Source organism: Pseudomonas sp. 43mfcvi1.1 (assembly GCF_900115935.1).
Classification (GTDB): domain Bacteria; phylum Pseudomonadota; class Gammaproteobacteria; order Pseudomonadales; family Pseudomonadaceae; genus Aquipseudomonas; species Aquipseudomonas bijieensis.
The window spans coordinates 173,930-189,196 of the sequence record NZ_UETT01000002.1; the positions used below are offsets into that span (position 1 = coordinate 173,930).

The following is a 15,267-nucleotide window of genomic DNA, read 5'->3' on the forward strand; positions in this document are numbered from 1 at the left end:
CAGGCTTGCTCGCGAATGCGGTAGACCAGACACATAAATGTCTACTGGCAGACCGCATTCGCGAGCAAGCCCGCTCCCACAGGGGGATTTGTGTTGAATCAGACCAGGATCGACGTCCCGGTCATCTCCGCCGGCTTCTCCATGCCCAACAACATCAGCATGGTCGGTGCCACGTCAGCCAGTACGCCGCCATCGCGAACCTTGAAGTCGCGCTTGCCGACATAGATGAACGGCACCGGCTCGGTGGTGTGGGCGGTGTGGGCCTGGCCGGTGGATTCGTCGGACATCTGCTCGACGTTGCCGTGGTCAGCCGTGATCAACGCTTCGCCGCCGACCTTTTCCAGGGCCTCGACGATACGGCCAACGCAGGTGTCCAGGCATTCCACGGCCTTGACTGCCGCGTCGAACACGCCGCTGTGGCCGACCATGTCGCCGTTGGCGTAGTTGACCACGATCACGTCGTAACGCTGGTTTTCAATGGCGTCGACGATGCGGTCGGTCACTTCCGGCGCGCTCATCTCCGGCTGCAGGTCGTAGGTCGCGACTTTCGGCGAAGGGATCAGGATGCGTTCTTCGCCCGGGAAGGGTTCTTCACGGCCGCCGGAGAAAAAGAACGTCACGTGGGCGTACTTTTCGGTCTCGGCGATGCGCAGCTGGGTCTTGCCGTTCTTCGCCAGGTAGTCGCCCAGCACGTTTTCCAGGCTGCCAGCGGCGAAGGCCGACGGCGCGGGGATGCTGGCAGCGTATTGAGTCAGCATGACGAAACCGGCCAGTTTTGGCTGGCGAGCGCGCTCGAACTCCTTGAAGCCGTCTTCGACAAACACGCGGGTCAGCTCGCGGGCGCGGTCGGCACGGAAGTTCATGAACACCACGGCGTCGCCGTCTTCAACCTTCACCGGCTCGCCGATGGTGGTGGCTTTGACGAATTCGTCGCTTTCGCCGCGCTCGTAGGCCGCTTGCAGGCCTTCCTGGGCGGTGGTGGCGTTGAATTCGGCACTGCCGTCGACGATCAGGTTATAGGCCTGGGCCACGCGGTCCCAACGGTTGTCACGGTCCATGGCGTAGTAGCGGCCGATGAGGCTGGCGATGCGCCCCTTGCCGAGGGCCTGGAACGTCGCATCCAGCAGCTCGATGGACGAGGCGGCGCTTTTCGGCGGGGTGTCACGGCCATCGAGAAAGGCGTGCAGGTAGATTTTCTCGGCACCGCGCTTGAAGGCCAGTTCGGCCATGGCGATCAGGTGGTCCTGGTGGCTGTGCACGCCACCGTCGGACAGCAGGCCCATGAAGTGCACGGCCTTGCCGGCGGCCACGGCTTTGTCCACGGCGGCGCAGATGGTCGGGTTTTCGAAGAACTCGCCGTCGCGGATCGATTTGGTCACGCGGGTGAAGTCCTGGTACACCACGCGGCCTGCGCCGAGGTTCATGTGGCCGACTTCGGAGTTGCCCATCTGCCCGTCCGGCAGGCCGACGTCCATGCCGCTGCCGGAGATCAGGCCGTTGGGCACGGTAGCCCACAAGCGGTCCAGCACAGGCTTCCTGGCCGAATACACGGCGTTGGATTCGTGGCTGTCACTGTGACCGAAGCCGTCGAGAATCATCAGGACCAAAGGTTTAGGCGTGGTAGTCATGGAATCCACTCGTGGCTGGTTAAAAGAAGACGATGGAAAAGGGACGGGCAGTTTAAAGGTAAGTTCCGACGGCGTCACCGCCGGGCGGGGTTTGGCCGGCCTTGCGTGCTGTGTATACTGGCCGACATTTTAACGCCCTGGAACCTCCTTCGATGGTTGCTCACCTGATTCAATTTGCCACTAACCACTACATTCTCGTCGGTATCTTCGTCGTGCTGCTGGCGCTGCTGGTTGCCCACACGATGCAGGGCGGCGGTCGCAGCCTGAGCACCGGCGAGCTGACCGCGCTGGTCAACAAGGATGCCGGCGTGGTGGTGGACATCCGTCCGAGCAAGGATTACGCCGCAGGCCACATTGTCGGGGCGGTGAACATTCCCCAGGACAAACTGATCGCCCGTATCGGCGAACTGGAAAAACACAAGGCCAAGACGCTGATCCTGGTGGATGCCCAAGGCCAGCACGCCGGTACCCATGCTCGCGAGCTGATGAAGTCCGGTTTCACCGCCGCCAAGCTGTCCGGTGGTGTGGCGAGCTGGAAAGCCGACAATCTGCCGCTGGTGAAGTGAGATGACCCACGTCGTTGTCTATTCCAGCGATTACTGCCCCTATTGCTCCCGAGCCAAGTTCCTGCTCCAGAACAAAGGCGTGGCTTTCGAAGAGATCAAGGTCGACGGCAAGCCGCAACTGCGCGCCGAAATGACCCAGAAAGCCGGGCGCACCTCCGTGCCGCAGATCTGGATCGGCAGCACCCACGTGGGCGGTTGTGATGACCTGTATGCCCTGGAGCGCGCCGGCAAGCTCGATGCGATGCTCAAGGCCTGATTTTCCATTAATAGAACCTGAAAGTAAGAAGGATCTGCGATGACTGACCAACAGAACACAGCTGCCAGCGAAGAAGAAGCCGCACCGCAATTCTCCTTGCAGCGCATTTATGTCCGTGACCTGTCCTTCGAAGCCCCGAAAAGCCCGGCGATTTTTCGCCAGCAGTGGGAACCGAGCGTAGGCCTGGACCTGAACACCCGCCAGAAAGCCCTGGAAGAAGACTTCCACGAAGTGGTGCTGACCCTGTCGGTGACCGTGAAGAACGGCGACGAAGTGGCGTTCATCGCCGAAGTGCAGCAGGCCGGGATCTTCCTGATCAAGAACCTGGATGCCGCTTCGATGAGCCACACCCTGGGCGCGTTCTGTCCGAACATCCTGTTCCCGTACGCTCGCGAAACCCTGGACAGCCTGGTGACCCGTGGTTCGTTCCCGGCCCTGATGCTGGCTCCGGTGAACTTCGACGCCCTGTACGCCCAAGAGCTGCAACGCATGCAGCAAGAAGGCGGCGCGACCGTTCAGTAAGCGGCAGGGCGGGCTAGCGTCCGTCAGCCGAGCATAAAACCTGTGGGAGCGAGCCCTGTGGGAGCTGAGCTTGCTCGCGATGAACGATGACGCGGTTTTGCAGTTGAACCGTGTCGACCTCATCGCGAGCAAGCTCAGCTCCCACAGGCTCGCTCCCACAGGTGTTTCTGGCTGACAGCAAGGGCTCAGGCGAAACCGTTCTGCCGCCACGCCTCGTAAACCGCCACCGCCACGGTATTGGACAGGTTCAGGCTGCGGCAGCCTTCGCGCATCGGCAGGCGCAGGCGTTGGTCGGCGGGCAGGGCGTCCAGCACCTCGGCTGGCAAGCCACGGCTTTCCGGGCCGAACAGGAACGCATCACCGGCGACGAAGCTGGCGTCATGGAATGGCCGCGAACCCTTGGTGGTAAAGGCGAACAGGCGTGGATGCCCGAGGCTTTCCAGACAACTGGCAAGGTCGGCGTGACGCTGCAAAGTGGCATACTCGTGGTAGTCGAGGCCGGCTCGGCGCAGGCGCTTGTCGTCCATCTCGAAGCCCAGCGGTTCGATCAAATGCAGGTGGCAGCCGCTGTTGGCGCACAGCCTGATGACGTTGCCGGTATTCGGCGGAATTTCCGGTTGAAAAAGGATGACGTGAAACATGCACGGCTCCGCAGACAAAGATGAGCGGCATTCTACGCCGCAAACCGATGAACGTTCGAAGCTAATGCCTCGGGTGATGGGCTCGTTGGCGATTTTCGGCATGATGGTCGGACTGATGATCGGACGCCTGACCACGCCCGAACCGAGCGTATTGCAGCAGGTCGAGATGGCTGACGGTGGGGTGGTGGTCTGGTTCAACAACGAACCCAAGCTACACGGGGAAGTCATCGACGGCTCGGTAGCGCTGTTGTTCGAAGCAGAAGGTCGACCGCAGAGCGGTCAGTTGAAGCTCAATGGCAAGGACGTGAACTGGCGAGTGCGATTGAGTGACAAGGGATTGTTGCTGACACTGGTGGCGGCGCGTCCATTGCGGGGAGAGTGGACCGGCAGCGAGGTGGATGACCGCTGGCGGTTGGAGATCCGTCTCCAGGAGCAATAAAAGAGGGAATCCCCGGCCTGCCTGTACCAAGGTCCCCAAAACGGGAGGGCTGGCGCTCGGCGCATAGCCCTGGGTGTAAAGAAGGGAAACCTTGACCTGCCTGTATCAAGGCCCCCAAAACAGTGGGCTCGATGAGCCCGGTATAAAAGTGGGGAATCCCCGGCCTGCCTGTACCAAGGTCCCCGAAACTGGGTAGTGATTGAGTTACTGCAGGGGTCGTGCCAGTTTTTAATGGCTTGTCACAAAAAAACTGCTGATGGTGCGCGAAGCCCCGTATTCCGGGGCTTTGGCTTTTATTTGAGCTGGTTTTTCCGAGGAGGATCGAGTGGCTCCTGCTCATAAGGCATGCGCAATTGCGGTTCATGGTGCATTGGTGCGGTGCATGGCACCCTTAAAAAGCATCGCGAGCAGGCTCGCTCCCACAGGGTTTGGTGGTGCTCACAAATATCGCGAACACCGAAAATCCATTGTGGGAGCGAGCCTGCTCGCGATTGGGCCTTCAAATTCAGCGAAGGGTTACAGGCCGATCAGCCCTCATCCCCGTCATCATCATCCCCACCATCGACCTTCATCCCCAATTCCTTGATCTTGCGGGTCAAGGTATTGCGGCCCCAGCCCAGCAGCACGGCAGCATCGCGACGGCGACCGGCGGTGTGCTTGAGGGCGGTTTCGATCATGATCCGCTCGAAACTCGGCACGGCGCTGTCCAGCAGGCTCGACTGGCCGCGGGACAGGGCCTGGTCGGCCCACTGGCGCAAGGCTTGTTCCCAGTTGGTCACTGGGGCCGAGTCCTGTGGCAGGCTCAACAGCTCCGGCGGCAGGTCGCTGATGTGCACTTCGCGACCCGAAGCCATCACCGTGATCCAGCGGCAGGTATTCTCCAGCTGGCGCACGTTACCGGGCCACGGCAGGTTCTTGAGGTATTCCTCGGTTTCGCCCTTGAGCAGCTTGGGCTCCACCGCCAGCTCCTGGGCCGCGCGGCTGAGGAAGTGCCGGGCCAGGGTCGGGATGTCTTCGCGACGATCCGCCAGGCGCGGGATATGAATGCGGATCACGTTCAGGCGGTGGAACAAGTCTTCGCGGAACTTGCCGGCGTGAACCAGGGTTTCCAGGTTCTGGTGGGTCGCGGCGATGATGCGCACATCGACCTTGACCGGCGTATGCCCGCCCACCCGATAGAACTCGCCGTCCGCCAGTACACGCAGCAAGCGCGTCTGGGTGTCGGCCGGCATGTCGCCGATCTCATCGAGGAACAATGTGCCGCCGTCGGCTTGCTCGAAGCGCCCGCGCCGCAGGTTGGCCGCGCCAGTGAACGCACCTTTTTCGTGGCCGAACAGCTCGGACTCCATCAGGTCCTTGGGAATCGCCGCCATGTTCAACGCGATGAACGGCGACGCCGCCCGTGGACTGTGGCGGTGCAGGGCGTGAGCCACCAGTTCTTTACCGGTGCCGGATTCGCCGTTGATCAGCACGGTGATGTTGGAATGGCTCAAGCGCCCGATCGCGCGAAACACTTCCTGCATCGCCGGCGCTTCGCCGATGATTTCCGGGGTGCGGGCCAGGGCCGGCACCTCTTCCATGCCTTGTTGTTCCTGGGCGTGTTGATTGGCGCGCTTGACCAGCGACACCGCTTCATCGACGTCGAATGGCTTGGGCAGGTATTCGAAGGCCCCGCCCTGGTAGGACGCCACGGCGCTGTCCAGGTCGGAATGGGCGGTCATGATGATCACCGGTAGCCGCGGATGCTGCTCGCGAATCCGCGCCAACAGATCCAGGCCGCTGGCGCCAGGCATGCGGATGTCGGAGATGATGACGTCCGGTTGCTGACGCGCCAGGCGACTCATCACCCCATCGGCGCTGTCGAAGCTCTGGGTGGTCATGCCTTCCTGTTGCAAGGCTTTTTCCAGGACCCAACGGATAGAACGGTCGTCATCGACGATCCACACGGTTTCACTACGGCTCATGTCGATGTGGCTCCTTGTTCCAGTGGCAGGAAGATCGAGAAGGTGGTGTGGCCGGGGTGGCTTTCACACTCGATCAAGCCCTGATGCTGACTGATGATGTTCTGGGTGATGGCCAGGCCCAGCCCGGTACCGTCCGGGCGGCCGCTGACCATGGGGAAGAAAATGGTTTCCTGCAGCTCGGCAGGGATGCCCGGACCGTTGTCGATGATCTCGATCTTGGTCACCAGGCGATGGCGCACGTGGCCGATGGTGAACTGGCGCATGGCCCTGGTGCGCAGGCTGATACGGCCCAGGCGCAGTTCGTTCTGGCTGCTGATGGCTTGCATCGCGTTGCGCACGATATTCAGTACGGCCTGGATCATCTGCTCGCGGTCGATCAGGACATCGGGAATGCTCGGGTCATAGTCGCGCACCAAGGTGATGCAACCCTGGCTTTCCGCTTCTACCAGGCTGCTGACGCGCTCCAGCACTTCATGGACGTTGCACATCGCCAACGATGGCAGCTTGTTCGAGCCGAGCATGCGGTCCACCAGGTTTCGCAGACGGTCGGCTTCCTCGATGATGACGTTGGTGTAGTCCTTGAGGCTTTCTTCCGGCAGTTCACGGGCGAGCAACTGTGCCGCGCCACGAATCCCGCCGAGGGGGTTCTTGATCTCATGGGCCAGGCCACGCACCAGCATCTTGCTGGTTTCCTGCTTGGATAGCTGGGCCTCTTCCTTGGTGATGCGCAGCAGGCGATCACGGGGGTGGACTTCCAGCAGCAGCAAGGTGGCGCCGTTGTTCAGGATCGGCGTGACCGCATAATCCACTGTAAGGGTCTGGCCGGTCAGCGCGGTGAGCATCGCCTCGCGCTTGGTGAACGGATGGGCCTGTTCCACTGCCTGGCGCAGGGAGTTGAGCGCCTCGGCGGATTCGGTGAATAACTCGCTGATGAACTGCCCGTGGCTGCGCTGGCCGCTGACGGCCAGGAGCATCTCCGCCGCCGGGTTCATGTACTCGAGGCGCAATTCGGCGTCGAGCAGAATGGTTGCGGTGGTGAGGTTGTCGAGCAGCAAGCGGTGTAGTGCGTCGCTAATGGTCATCAGGACCTCTTTTGGAGCGTAGCAACTCGGGGCCGGTCCCAAATTGCGCGCGCGATTAATGCGCTGTTACAAGGAAAATGCAAAAACCAAACCAAGGCTCCGAAAAGAAGCGTTTAGAGCCTCAAAAGGGTGTTTTTCGCCCGGTTGCGTGGCGTTCTGCCAGCTTTTTCGGGTACTTTCGAACCAAAATGGGTTTGGAATCTGGGTAGCGTGCAATGTATTGCACCAAGATAGTGCGCCAACCTGAGCGGCGTTAAAAGAACGGCAGGATGCTGCTTTTTTCTTCTTCGGGCTTTTCGGCCAGGGGGCACTCGGGACGTTGACCGTAATCGGTCGTGGCGCAGGGGTTGATGCGACGCTTCTGCGCCAGGGACATGCGTTGCATATGGAAGGGCTGATTGGCGGTGCGTTCGACGATACGGTCTTGCTCATCGAGGATCTCTACCGCCAGATGATGGGTGCCTCGGTCGATGTTACTCAAGGCAAACACCGGGCTCGGCCCTGGTGCGCCCGTGGGCTGGCCGTCGAGCAGCAGGCGGTAGCGGTGGCCTTTTTGCAGGCCGGGTTCGCTGGTGACGCTGACGATCAGCTCGCCTGCGGTGCTACGTATCGTCGCGTCCGGCTCGGGTATCAGCAGGCGGAGCATTTCGTAATGAAACAGCGGCTCGGGCCGCGCTTCGGCCGTAGGCGCCGCGGACGTTCCTGAAGGCGGCGCCGGCATCCGATTGCTGGGTGGCAGTTGGACTTTCTTCGCATTGCCGGGGCGCGGTTGATCGGTGAACACGCGATTGCCCTGGGCATCGATGTAGGTGTAGACCTGGGCCGCGCCTGACTGAGCGATCAGCAACAGGCCCAGCGCCAGCAACCGGCGGATCATGGCCGGTGCACCCGCTGCACGGTGAAGGTGACGGTTTCGCTTTGTTGCACGAGGGTTTCCCCATCAATCACCTGGACCGCCAGGCTGTGCTCGCCCCGGTCGATATTCACCAATTGCAGGCGTGGCACGTTGGTCGGCTGGCCGTAGGGGTGCCCGTCCAGTAGCAGCCGGAACAGATGCGGGCTGCGCAATCGCGGTTGAGCCTGTACGCCAACAGTGAAGGTGCCGTTGTTGGCGCGCAGGGCCTCGTCGGTGGGAATGTCCGTCAGTTCCAGTATCTCGTAGGCATTGCGTGGCTCGTCGCTGTTCGCGGAGGCTGGTGGTGCGCCCGGGCTGGCCGGGGATTGGCGTTCGATGCTGTTGAGCGGCGGTAATTCCACCGTCTGAGCCGGTACGCCTTGGGGCGGCTGGTTGCTGTAGGCGGTGTTGCCCTCGGCATCGGTGTACTTGTAGATCTGCGCGGCGGCTGGCAGAGCCAGCAACAACAGGATGATTGAAAAACCACGACCCATGAAAATCGACCGAAAACGAAAAGTGATAGGTGCAGCATAGGCCAGGCGACGCGGATGGCCCAAGTTGTTGTATCGCACCCCTTGTGGGAGCGGGCTTGCTCGCGAAAGCGGTGTGTCAGTCGCTGAGATGTTGGATGTGGCGGCCCCTTCGCGAGCAAGCCCGCTCCCACATTGGATCTGTGGTGTTCACAGCCTTTATGGCCGACGCTCGCTCCCACAGGGGAAGGGGGGGCTCAGGATTTTGGGGAGAGGCACAGTTCTCCGGTTGCCCGGATCAGGGCCAGCCGGTGTATCGGGTGCTGCTTGTTGTGGTGGGTAGCTCGGGCCAGCCATTGCGGGCACTGCGGGTCGGTGCGGTAGGGGGCGAAGTCGGCCAGTTGTTGCAGCAGCCGCTTTTGCAGTCGGTCGAGTTGCGGGCGGATCTGTCCCACCAGGTCCGGGCGCGGAAGGTCCGGGGCCTTGCCTTCCAGGGCCCAGTCGGACAAATCGATGTACTGCACCATTTTGTTGGCTTCTATCTGGGCTGCGAAAAACGCTTCCACGGTTTCGCCACTCAGCTTGTAGGCCGGCGCCTGGGCAACGGCAGCGGCAATCACTTCCCTCTCGCGCTGACGGTCTTCTACCGGTTTATGGCTGTCCCATTTGCTCAACGCCACATCATCGGCGAGGGCCAGGCGTTCGCCAATGGCGTTAAGCAGCGGGGTAAGGGCGTCAGGAGCGGGAGTGGAGGCGGCTTCGGCGGTGCCGGCCAACAGCGCGGCAGACAGGGCAAGGCAGAGCTTGAAGCGCAAAGTCATGGGCAGTCTCGTCTTCTATGGAGGGGGCGGGGAGGCATCATGCACGCAACCTGCGCCCATAAAAAAGGCCTCCCGAAGGAGGCCTCTCTTTATTCACGCCGTGCGTGGCGGCGCTTACTGGATCAGCAGCTGTAGTACAGCTCATATTCCAGTGGGTGTACGAAGGTGCGAACCTTGATTTCTTCTTCGCTTTTCAGTGCGATGTAAGCGTCGATGAAGTCATCGCTGAATACGCCGCCCTTGGTCAGGAACGCACGGCCCTTGTCCAGCTCTTCCAGGGCTTCTTTCAGGCTACCGCAAACCTGTGGGATTTCCTTGGCCTCTTCAGGCGGCAGGTCATACAGGTTTTTGTCAGCGGCATCGCCAGGGTGGATCTTGTTCTGGATACCGTCCAGGCCGGCCATCATCAGTGCAGCGAAGGCCAGGTATGGGTTGGCAGCCGGATCCGGGAAGCGAGCTTCGATACGGCGGGCTTTCGGGCTGTTCACGTAAGGAATACGGATCGAGGCGGAGCGGTTGCGAGCCGAGTAGGCCAGCATGACCGGGGCTTCGAAGCCTGGTACCAGACGCTTGTAGGAGTTGGTCGACGGGTTGGTGAAGCCGTTCAGGGCCTTACCGTGCTTGATGATACCGCCGATGAAGTACAGGGCGGTGTCCGACAGACCGGCATAACCTTCGCCTGCGAAGGTGTTCTTGCCGTCCTTGGAGATCGACATGTGAACGTGCATGCCCGAACCGTTGTCGCCGTACAGAGGCTTCGGCATGAAGGTCGCGGTGCGGCCATAGGCATCGGCAACGTTGTGCACGCAGTACTTCAGGGTCTGGACTTCGTCAGCCTTCTTGACCAGCGTGTTGAACTTCACGCCGATTTCGTTCTGGCCGGCAGTCGCCACTTCGTGGTGGTGAACTTCGACGGTCTGGCCCATCTCTTCCAGTGCGTTGCACATGGAGGTACGGATCTCGTGGTCGTGGTCGAACGGTGGAACCGGGAAGTAGCCGCCCTTGATACCTGGACGGTGGCCTTTGTTACCGCCTTCCACGTCCTGGTCGGACATCCACGAACCTTGTTCGGAGAAGATCTTGAACATGGAGCCGGAGATGTCGGACTTGAACTTGACCGAGTCGAAGATGAAGAACTCAGGCTCAGGACCGAAGAAAGCGGTGTCGCCGATACCGGTGGACTTCAGGTATTCCTCGGCGCGGTGGGCGATGGCGCGTGGGTCGCGGTCATAGCCTTGCATGGTCGAAGGTTCGATGATGTCGCAGACCAGGATCAGGGTCGGCTCTTCGGTGAACGGGTCCAGGACGGCGGTTTCGTCGTCCGGCATCAGGATCATGTCGGAGGCTTCGATGCCTTTCCAGCCGGAGATGGAGGAGCCGTCGAACATTTTCCCGATTTCAAAGAATTCGTCGTCCAGCGCATCACGGGCCGGCATGGTCACGTGATGTTGAGTACCTTTGGTGTCAGTGAAGCGCAGATCAATCCACTTGACGTCATGATCTTTGATGAGTTGAACCGACTTCGACATATGTCCTCCGGGTGGCTTCGGGCGGGTAGTGGAGTGCCCTTAGATATGGGTGATGCCGGCGCGAATACTCTGCCAAGGCAACCTGCCTCACAAGGGAGCAAATTGCATGCCAGTGCCCCAGCATGGGTTTTTTGCACCAAATCCACGCTTTTGAGGGCCTTAATCGCGGATTGTCAGACAATAACGCACTGCAATGTGGCGTCGTCAATCGATAATGACCTGTTTTGGTGCATGCAAAACGATCTGCACATTAACTGGTTAAACCTTGAGCAATTTCCGCTATAATCCGCGCCCCCCTTTTTCGGCTGGCCGTTCGCGCGCTGTTTTCATGAAACTAATCGTAAAAGTCTTCCCCGAGATCACCATCAAGAGCCGCCCGGTACGGATGCGTTTCATCCGCCAGTTGGCCAAGAACATCCGCGCCGTGCTCCGAGACCTGGACCCGGCCGTGGTGGTGAACGGCGTGTGGGACAACCTCGAGCTGGAAACCCGTGTCAGCGAACCCAAGGTCCTGAAGGAAATGACCGAGCGCCTGAGCTGCATGCCGGGCATCGCGCATTTCCTGCAAGTCGATGAGTACCCGCTGGGGGATTTCGACGACATCCTTGCCAAGTGCATGCTTCATTATGGTGATGCCCTGGCCGGCAAGATCTTTTCGGTGCGTTGCAAGCGTGCCGGCAAGCACCCATTCAGTTCGATGGATGTGGAAAAGTACGTCGGCAGCCAGTTGCGCCGACAGTGCGGTGCGGCCGGTATTTCGTTGAAAGACCCACAGATCGAAGTGCGCATTGAAATTCGCGACCAGCGGCTGTTCGTGATCCACAGCCAGCACAACAGCATCGGCGGTTATCCGCTGGGCTCGCTGGAGCAGACCCTGGTGCTGATGTCCGGTGGTTTCGACTCCACGGTGGCGGCCTACCAGATCATGCGTCGCGGCCTGATGAGCCATTTCTGCTTCTTCAACCTCGGCGGGCGCGCCCATGAACTGGGCGTGATGGAAGTGGCGCACTTCATCTGGAAGAAGTACGGCAGCTCCCAACGCGTGTTATTTGTGAGTGTGCCGTTCGAGGAAGTCCTGGGCGAGATTCTCGGCAAAGTCGATAACAGTCATATGGGCGTCATTTTGAAGCGTATGATGTTGCGCGCCGCTTCACGAATTGCCGACCGCCTGCACATCGACGCGCTGGTGACCGGCGAGGCGATCTCCCAGGTGTCGAGCCAGACGTTGCCGAACCTGTCGGTGATCGACTGCGTGACCGAGAAGCTGGTCCTGCGGCCGCTGATTGCCAGCCACAAGCAGGACATCATCGACCAGGCCAATGCCATTGGCACCGCCGAGTTTGCCCGACACATGCCGGAGTACTGCGGCGTCATCTCGGTCAACCCGAAGACGGCGGCCAAGCGCGGGCGGGTCGAGCACGAAGAGAAAGAATTCGACATGGCGATACTCGAGCGGGCGCTCGAAAACGCCAGGCTGGTACCGATCGATCGCGTCATCGACGAATTGGGCCAGGACATACAGATTGAAGAAGTCGGCGAAGCGCTGGCCGGTCAGATCATCATCGACATCCGTCATCCGGACGACGCTGAAGACGACCCGCTGAGTGTCGCCGGCATCGAGGTAAAAACGATGCCGTTCTATGCAGTGAACGCGCGTTTCAAGGAACTGGACCCTACTCGCCAGTACCTGTTGTATTGCGACAAAGGCGTGATGAGTCGCCTGCATGCCCACCATTTGCTCAGTGAGGGGCATGCCAATGTGCGCGTTTATCGACCGAGCTAAGTGCCCGGGGCTGTTTGCCTGTGGCCTGCGTCACCGGCCCCCCGACGCCGCCGACAGGCTGTAACGGCTTTGTCGGACTCAACGTAAATCGCTGCCACGACCTGTCAGCACACCGAATCCTCTGATCGAGATACACAAGTGATCGAAAATCTACGCAACATCGCCATCATTGCTCACGTTGACCATGGTAAGACCACCCTGGTAGACAAACTCTTGCGTCAATCCGGCACCCTGGAGCGCAACGAGCTCAACGACGAGCGCGTGATGGACTCCAACGACCAGGAAAAAGAGCGCGGTATTACCATCCTGGCGAAAAACACCGCCATCAACTGGAATGGCTACCACATCAACATCGTGGACACCCCGGGCCACGCCGACTTCGGTGGTGAAGTAGAGCGCGTGATGTCGATGGTCGACTCCGTGCTGCTGCTGGTCGACGCCCAGGACGGCCCTATGCCGCAAACCCGTTTCGTGACCAAAAAGGCTTTCGAAGCCGGCCTGCGTCCGATCGTGTGCATCAACAAGGTTGACCGTCCAGGCGCGCGTCCGGACTGGGTCCTGGACCAGATCTTCGACCTGTTCGACAACCTGGGCGCCACCGAAGAACAGCTGGACTTCAAAGTCGTCTACGCCTCGGCCCTGAACGGTATTGCCGGTCTGGACCATACCGAAATGGCTGAAGACATGACCCCGCTGTACCAGTCGATCGTCGACAACGTACCCGCACCGAAAGTCGACCGTGACGGTCCGTTCCAGATGCAAATCTCGGCACTGGACTACAACAGCTTCCTGGGTGTTATCGGTGTTGGCCGTATCGCTCGTGGTCGCGTCAAGCCGAACACCCCGGTCGTGGCTATCGGTGCCGACGGCAAGCGCCGCAATGGTCGTATCCTGAAGCTGATGGGTCACCACGGTCTGCACCGTGTAGACGTTGAAGAAGCGGCTGCCGGCGACATCGTCTGCATCAGCGGCATGGACTCGCTGTTCATCTCCGACACCCTGTGCCACCCGGACACCGTTGAAGCGATGAAGCCGTTGACCGTCGACGAGCCGACCGTTTCCATGACCTTCCAGGTCAACGACTCGCCATTTTGCGGTAAAGAAGGCAAGTTCGTGACGTCCCGTAACATCAAGGAACGCCTGGACAAAGAACTGCTCTACAACGTTGCACTGCGCGTTGAAGAAGGCGACTCGGCCGATAAGTTCAAGGTCTCCGGCCGTGGCGAACTGCACCTCTCGGTTCTGATCGAAACCATGCGTCGCGAAGGCTTCGAAATGGCTGTAGGCCGTCCGGAAGTGATCATCCGTCTGGTTGACGGCGTGAAGCACGAACCGTTCGAAAACGTCACCATCGACCTGCCGGAAGAATCCCAGGGCAAGGTGATGGAAGAGATGGGCCTGCGTAAGGGCGACCTGACCAACATGGTGCCGGATGGCAAAGGCCGTGTACGTCTGGAATACAACATCCCTGCTCGCGGTCTGATCGGTTTCCGTAACCAATTCCTGACCCTGACCAACGGTGCTGGCATCCTGACCTCGATCTTCGACCGTTACGACGTGATGAAGTCTGGCGACATGTCTGGCCGTCAGAACGGCGTTCTGGTTTCGGTTGAAACCGGCAAGGCGCTGACCTACTCCCTGGAAACCCTCCAGGCGCGTGGCAAGCTGTTCGTCGAGCACGGCCAGGAAATCTACGGCGGCCAGATCGTTGGTCTGAACAGCCGTGACAACGACCTGGGCGTTAACCCTACCAAGGGCAAGAAGCTCGACAACATGCGTGCTTCGGGCAAAGACGAAACCATCGCCCTGGTTCCACCTGTTCGCTTCACCCTGGAACAGGCCCTGGAATTCATCCAGGACGATGAATTGTGTGAAGTGACGCCGAAGTCGATCCGCCTGCGTAAGAAGATCCTGGATGAAAGCGAGCGTACCCGCGCTGCCAAGAAAGCCAAGAACTGATTTAGCCCAGGCTGAATGAAAAACGCCCCCGGTCGCGAGATCGGGGGCGTTTTTTTATGCCTGGAAGTGATGTGGCGCCTGTTGAGGCCTCATCGCGAGCAGGCTCGCTCCCACAGTTGATCTGCAGCGACCACCGCTTTTTTGTGTCCGATACAAATCCAGTGTGGGAGCGAGCCTGCTCGCGATGACAGTGGTCCAGGCACCGCTGAACCTTCTATGGATCAGAACTTGTCCAACGTCCGCGGATTACGCTCGCGCTCCACTTCCTTGGGCTTGTAGGCACAATAGCCCGGCCGTGGCCCGACCCGCGGATGGTTGCGGCAAGTGTCCGGGCGCTTTTCATAAATGGTGCACAAGCGGCTCTTGCGGTCCAGATAAAGGCAATCGTTGTTGCTCATGCGCTGGAGCGTGAAGATTTCCGACTTCTGGTTGTAGCGCTCGACGATCCCTTCCTTTTGCAGGCGCTTGGCGATGTTTTTCGGCGGGTCGCCCAGTTCGAACTCATCGACGATGCCGATGCGGATCAGGTCCTTGATCTTGACCTCCACCGGCAGCGTGCAGCAGCTCGACACGCAGGAACCGCACATCGGGGCGGAGTACTTGGCCCAGGTATCGAGTCGGTCGATCTCCGCGGCGGCGATCAGGTTGGGCTTCATCATCACGGTTTACCAGCATGCATCAGGGCGCGCGATCATACCGGGACTGGTGAAAT

Annotated in this window: 15 protein-coding genes; 6 read left to right on the forward strand and 9 right to left on the reverse strand. The window is 60.2% G+C overall.

Features of this window, described 5'->3' with window-relative positions; all coding sequences use genetic code 11:
* Nucleotides 1–98: 98 nt before the first annotated feature.
* Nucleotides 99–1,628, reverse strand: coding sequence for a 2,3-bisphosphoglycerate-independent phosphoglycerate mutase (gene gpmI / locus DTP52_RS04160; protein WP_109751985.1), 1,530 nt, complete (start codon nucleotides 1,626–1,628; stop codon nucleotides 99–101).
* A gap of 152 nt (nucleotides 1,629–1,780) precedes the next feature.
* Here gpmI and DTP52_RS04165 point away from each other — a divergent pair, with 152 nt between their 5' ends.
* The 3 genes from DTP52_RS04165 to secB are packed head-to-tail and all read left to right on the forward strand — an operon-like array spanning nucleotide 1,781 to nucleotide 2,972.
* Nucleotides 1,781–2,194 carry a rhodanese-like domain-containing protein gene (locus DTP52_RS04165; protein WP_109751986.1) on the forward strand — a complete coding sequence of 138 codons (414 nt, stop codon included), beginning with the start codon at nucleotides 1,781–1,783 and terminating at the stop codon, nucleotides 2,192–2,194.
* A gap of 1 nt (nucleotide 2,195) precedes the next feature.
* Entirely contained in the window at nucleotides 2,196–2,450 is a 255-nt protein-coding gene (gene grxC / locus DTP52_RS04170) for a glutaredoxin 3 (RefSeq protein ID WP_109751987.1), read from the forward strand.
* A gap of 39 nt (nucleotides 2,451–2,489) precedes the next feature.
* Nucleotides 2,490–2,972 carry a protein-export chaperone SecB gene (gene secB, locus DTP52_RS04175; RefSeq protein WP_109751988.1) on the forward strand — a complete coding sequence of 161 codons (483 nt, stop codon included), beginning with the start codon at nucleotides 2,490–2,492 and terminating at the stop codon, nucleotides 2,970–2,972.
* Nucleotides 2,973–3,157: 185 nt separating this feature from the next.
* Here secB and trmL read toward each other — a convergent pair whose 3' ends face one another.
* Nucleotides 3,158–3,613, reverse strand: coding sequence for a tRNA (uridine(34)/cytosine(34)/5-carboxymethylaminomethyluridine(34)-2'-O)-methyltransferase TrmL (trmL, locus tag DTP52_RS04180; protein ID WP_058546236.1), 456 nt, complete (start codon nucleotides 3,611–3,613; stop codon nucleotides 3,158–3,160).
* On the opposite strand from trmL, the gene DTP52_RS04185 reads away from it, so the two are divergent.
* On the forward strand, nucleotides 3,612–4,052 hold the full coding sequence (locus tag DTP52_RS04185; protein ID WP_109751989.1) for a hypothetical protein: 441 nt from the start codon (nucleotides 3,612–3,614) through the stop codon (nucleotides 4,050–4,052). The two genes, trmL and DTP52_RS04185, sit on opposite strands and share 2 nt — an antisense overlap.
* 527 nt (nucleotides 4,053–4,579) lie before the next feature.
* Here DTP52_RS04185 and ntrC read toward each other — a convergent pair.
* The 6 genes from ntrC to glnA form a co-directional block, all read right to left on the reverse strand.
* Nucleotides 4,580–6,016, reverse strand: coding sequence for a nitrogen regulation protein NR(I) (gene ntrC / locus DTP52_RS04190; protein WP_109751990.1), 1,437 nt, complete (start codon nucleotides 6,014–6,016; stop codon nucleotides 4,580–4,582).
* Complete coding sequence (gene glnL / locus DTP52_RS04195) at nucleotides 6,013–7,098, reverse strand: nitrogen regulation protein NR(II) (RefSeq protein WP_053117539.1); 1,086 nt, start codon at nucleotides 7,096–7,098, stop codon at nucleotides 6,013–6,015. Before glnL ends, ntrC begins: the two co-directional genes overlap by 4 nt.
* Before the next feature lie 253 nt (nucleotides 7,099–7,351).
* On the reverse strand, nucleotides 7,352–7,975 hold the full coding sequence (locus tag DTP52_RS04200) for a DUF4124 domain-containing protein (protein ID WP_109751991.1): 624 nt from the start codon (nucleotides 7,973–7,975) through the stop codon (nucleotides 7,352–7,354).
* Nucleotides 7,972–8,487, reverse strand: a complete 516-nt coding sequence (locus DTP52_RS04205; RefSeq protein ID WP_109752355.1) for a DUF4124 domain-containing protein — start codon at nucleotides 8,485–8,487, stop codon at nucleotides 7,972–7,974. Before DTP52_RS04205 ends, DTP52_RS04200 begins: the two co-directional genes overlap by 4 nt.
* Before the next feature lie 233 nt (nucleotides 8,488–8,720).
* Complete coding sequence (locus DTP52_RS04210) at nucleotides 8,721–9,284, reverse strand: chorismate mutase (RefSeq protein ID WP_109751992.1); 564 nt, start codon at nucleotides 9,282–9,284, stop codon at nucleotides 8,721–8,723.
* 122 nt (nucleotides 9,285–9,406) lie between these two features.
* On the reverse strand, nucleotides 9,407–10,813 hold the full coding sequence (gene glnA / locus DTP52_RS04215) for a type I glutamate--ammonia ligase (RefSeq protein ID WP_003196860.1): 1,407 nt from the start codon (nucleotides 10,811–10,813) through the stop codon (nucleotides 9,407–9,409).
* 328 nt (nucleotides 10,814–11,141) lie between these two features.
* On the opposite strand from glnA, the gene thiI reads away from it, so the two are divergent.
* Both thiI and typA read left to right on the forward strand, forming a co-directional pair.
* On the forward strand, nucleotides 11,142–12,596 hold the full coding sequence (gene thiI, locus DTP52_RS04225; RefSeq protein WP_109751994.1) for a tRNA uracil 4-sulfurtransferase ThiI: 1,455 nt from the start codon (nucleotides 11,142–11,144) through the stop codon (nucleotides 12,594–12,596).
* A gap of 138 nt (nucleotides 12,597–12,734) precedes the next feature.
* Complete coding sequence (gene typA, locus DTP52_RS04230; protein ID WP_053117555.1) at nucleotides 12,735–14,555, forward strand: translational GTPase TypA; 1,821 nt, start codon at nucleotides 12,735–12,737, stop codon at nucleotides 14,553–14,555.
* Between the two features lie 221 nt (nucleotides 14,556–14,776).
* On the opposite strand, the gene DTP52_RS04235 is transcribed toward typA, so the two are convergent.
* Nucleotides 14,777–15,214, reverse strand: coding sequence for a YkgJ family cysteine cluster protein (locus tag DTP52_RS04235; protein ID WP_003196865.1), 438 nt, complete (start codon nucleotides 15,212–15,214; stop codon nucleotides 14,777–14,779).
* Nucleotides 15,215–15,267: the final 53 nt, after the last annotated feature.

Excerpts from the sequence above, each read along its gene's own strand:
- gpmI (WP_109751985.1), bottom strand. The coding sequence starts at position 1,628 with ATGACTACCACGCCTAAACCTTTGGTCCTGATGATTCTCGACGGCTTC.
- DTP52_RS04165 (WP_109751986.1), top strand. The coding sequence starts at position 1,781 with ATGGTTGCTCACCTGATTCAATTTGCCACTAACCACTACATTCTCGTC.
- grxC (WP_109751987.1), top strand. The coding sequence starts at position 2,196 with ATGACCCACGTCGTTGTCTATTCCAGCGATTACTGCCCCTATTGCTCC.
- secB (WP_109751988.1), top strand. The coding sequence starts at position 2,490 with ATGACTGACCAACAGAACACAGCTGCCAGCGAAGAAGAAGCCGCACCG.
- DTP52_RS04185 (WP_109751989.1), top strand. The coding sequence starts at position 3,612 with ATGCACGGCTCCGCAGACAAAGATGAGCGGCATTCTACGCCGCAAACC.
- trmL (WP_058546236.1), bottom strand. The coding sequence starts at position 3,613 with ATGTTTCACGTCATCCTTTTTCAACCGGAAATTCCGCCGAATACCGGC.
- ntrC (WP_109751990.1), bottom strand. The coding sequence starts at position 6,016 with ATGAGCCGTAGTGAAACCGTGTGGATCGTCGATGACGACCGTTCTATC.
- glnL (WP_053117539.1), bottom strand. The coding sequence starts at position 7,098 with ATGACCATTAGCGACGCACTACACCGCTTGCTGCTCGACAACCTCACC.
- DTP52_RS04200 (WP_109751991.1), bottom strand. The coding sequence starts at position 7,975 with ATGATCCGCCGGTTGCTGGCGCTGGGCCTGTTGCTGATCGCTCAGTCA.
- DTP52_RS04205 (WP_109752355.1), bottom strand. The coding sequence starts at position 8,487 with ATGGGTCGTGGTTTTTCAATCATCCTGTTGTTGCTGGCTCTGCCAGCC.
- DTP52_RS04210 (WP_109751992.1), bottom strand. The coding sequence starts at position 9,284 with ATGACTTTGCGCTTCAAGCTCTGCCTTGCCCTGTCTGCCGCGCTGTTG.
- glnA (WP_003196860.1), bottom strand. The coding sequence starts at position 10,813 with ATGTCGAAGTCGGTTCAACTCATCAAAGATCATGACGTCAAGTGGATT.
- thiI (WP_109751994.1), top strand. The coding sequence starts at position 11,142 with ATGAAACTAATCGTAAAAGTCTTCCCCGAGATCACCATCAAGAGCCGC.
- DTP52_RS04235 (WP_003196865.1), bottom strand. The coding sequence starts at position 15,214 with ATGATGAAGCCCAACCTGATCGCCGCCGCGGAGATCGACCGACTCGAT.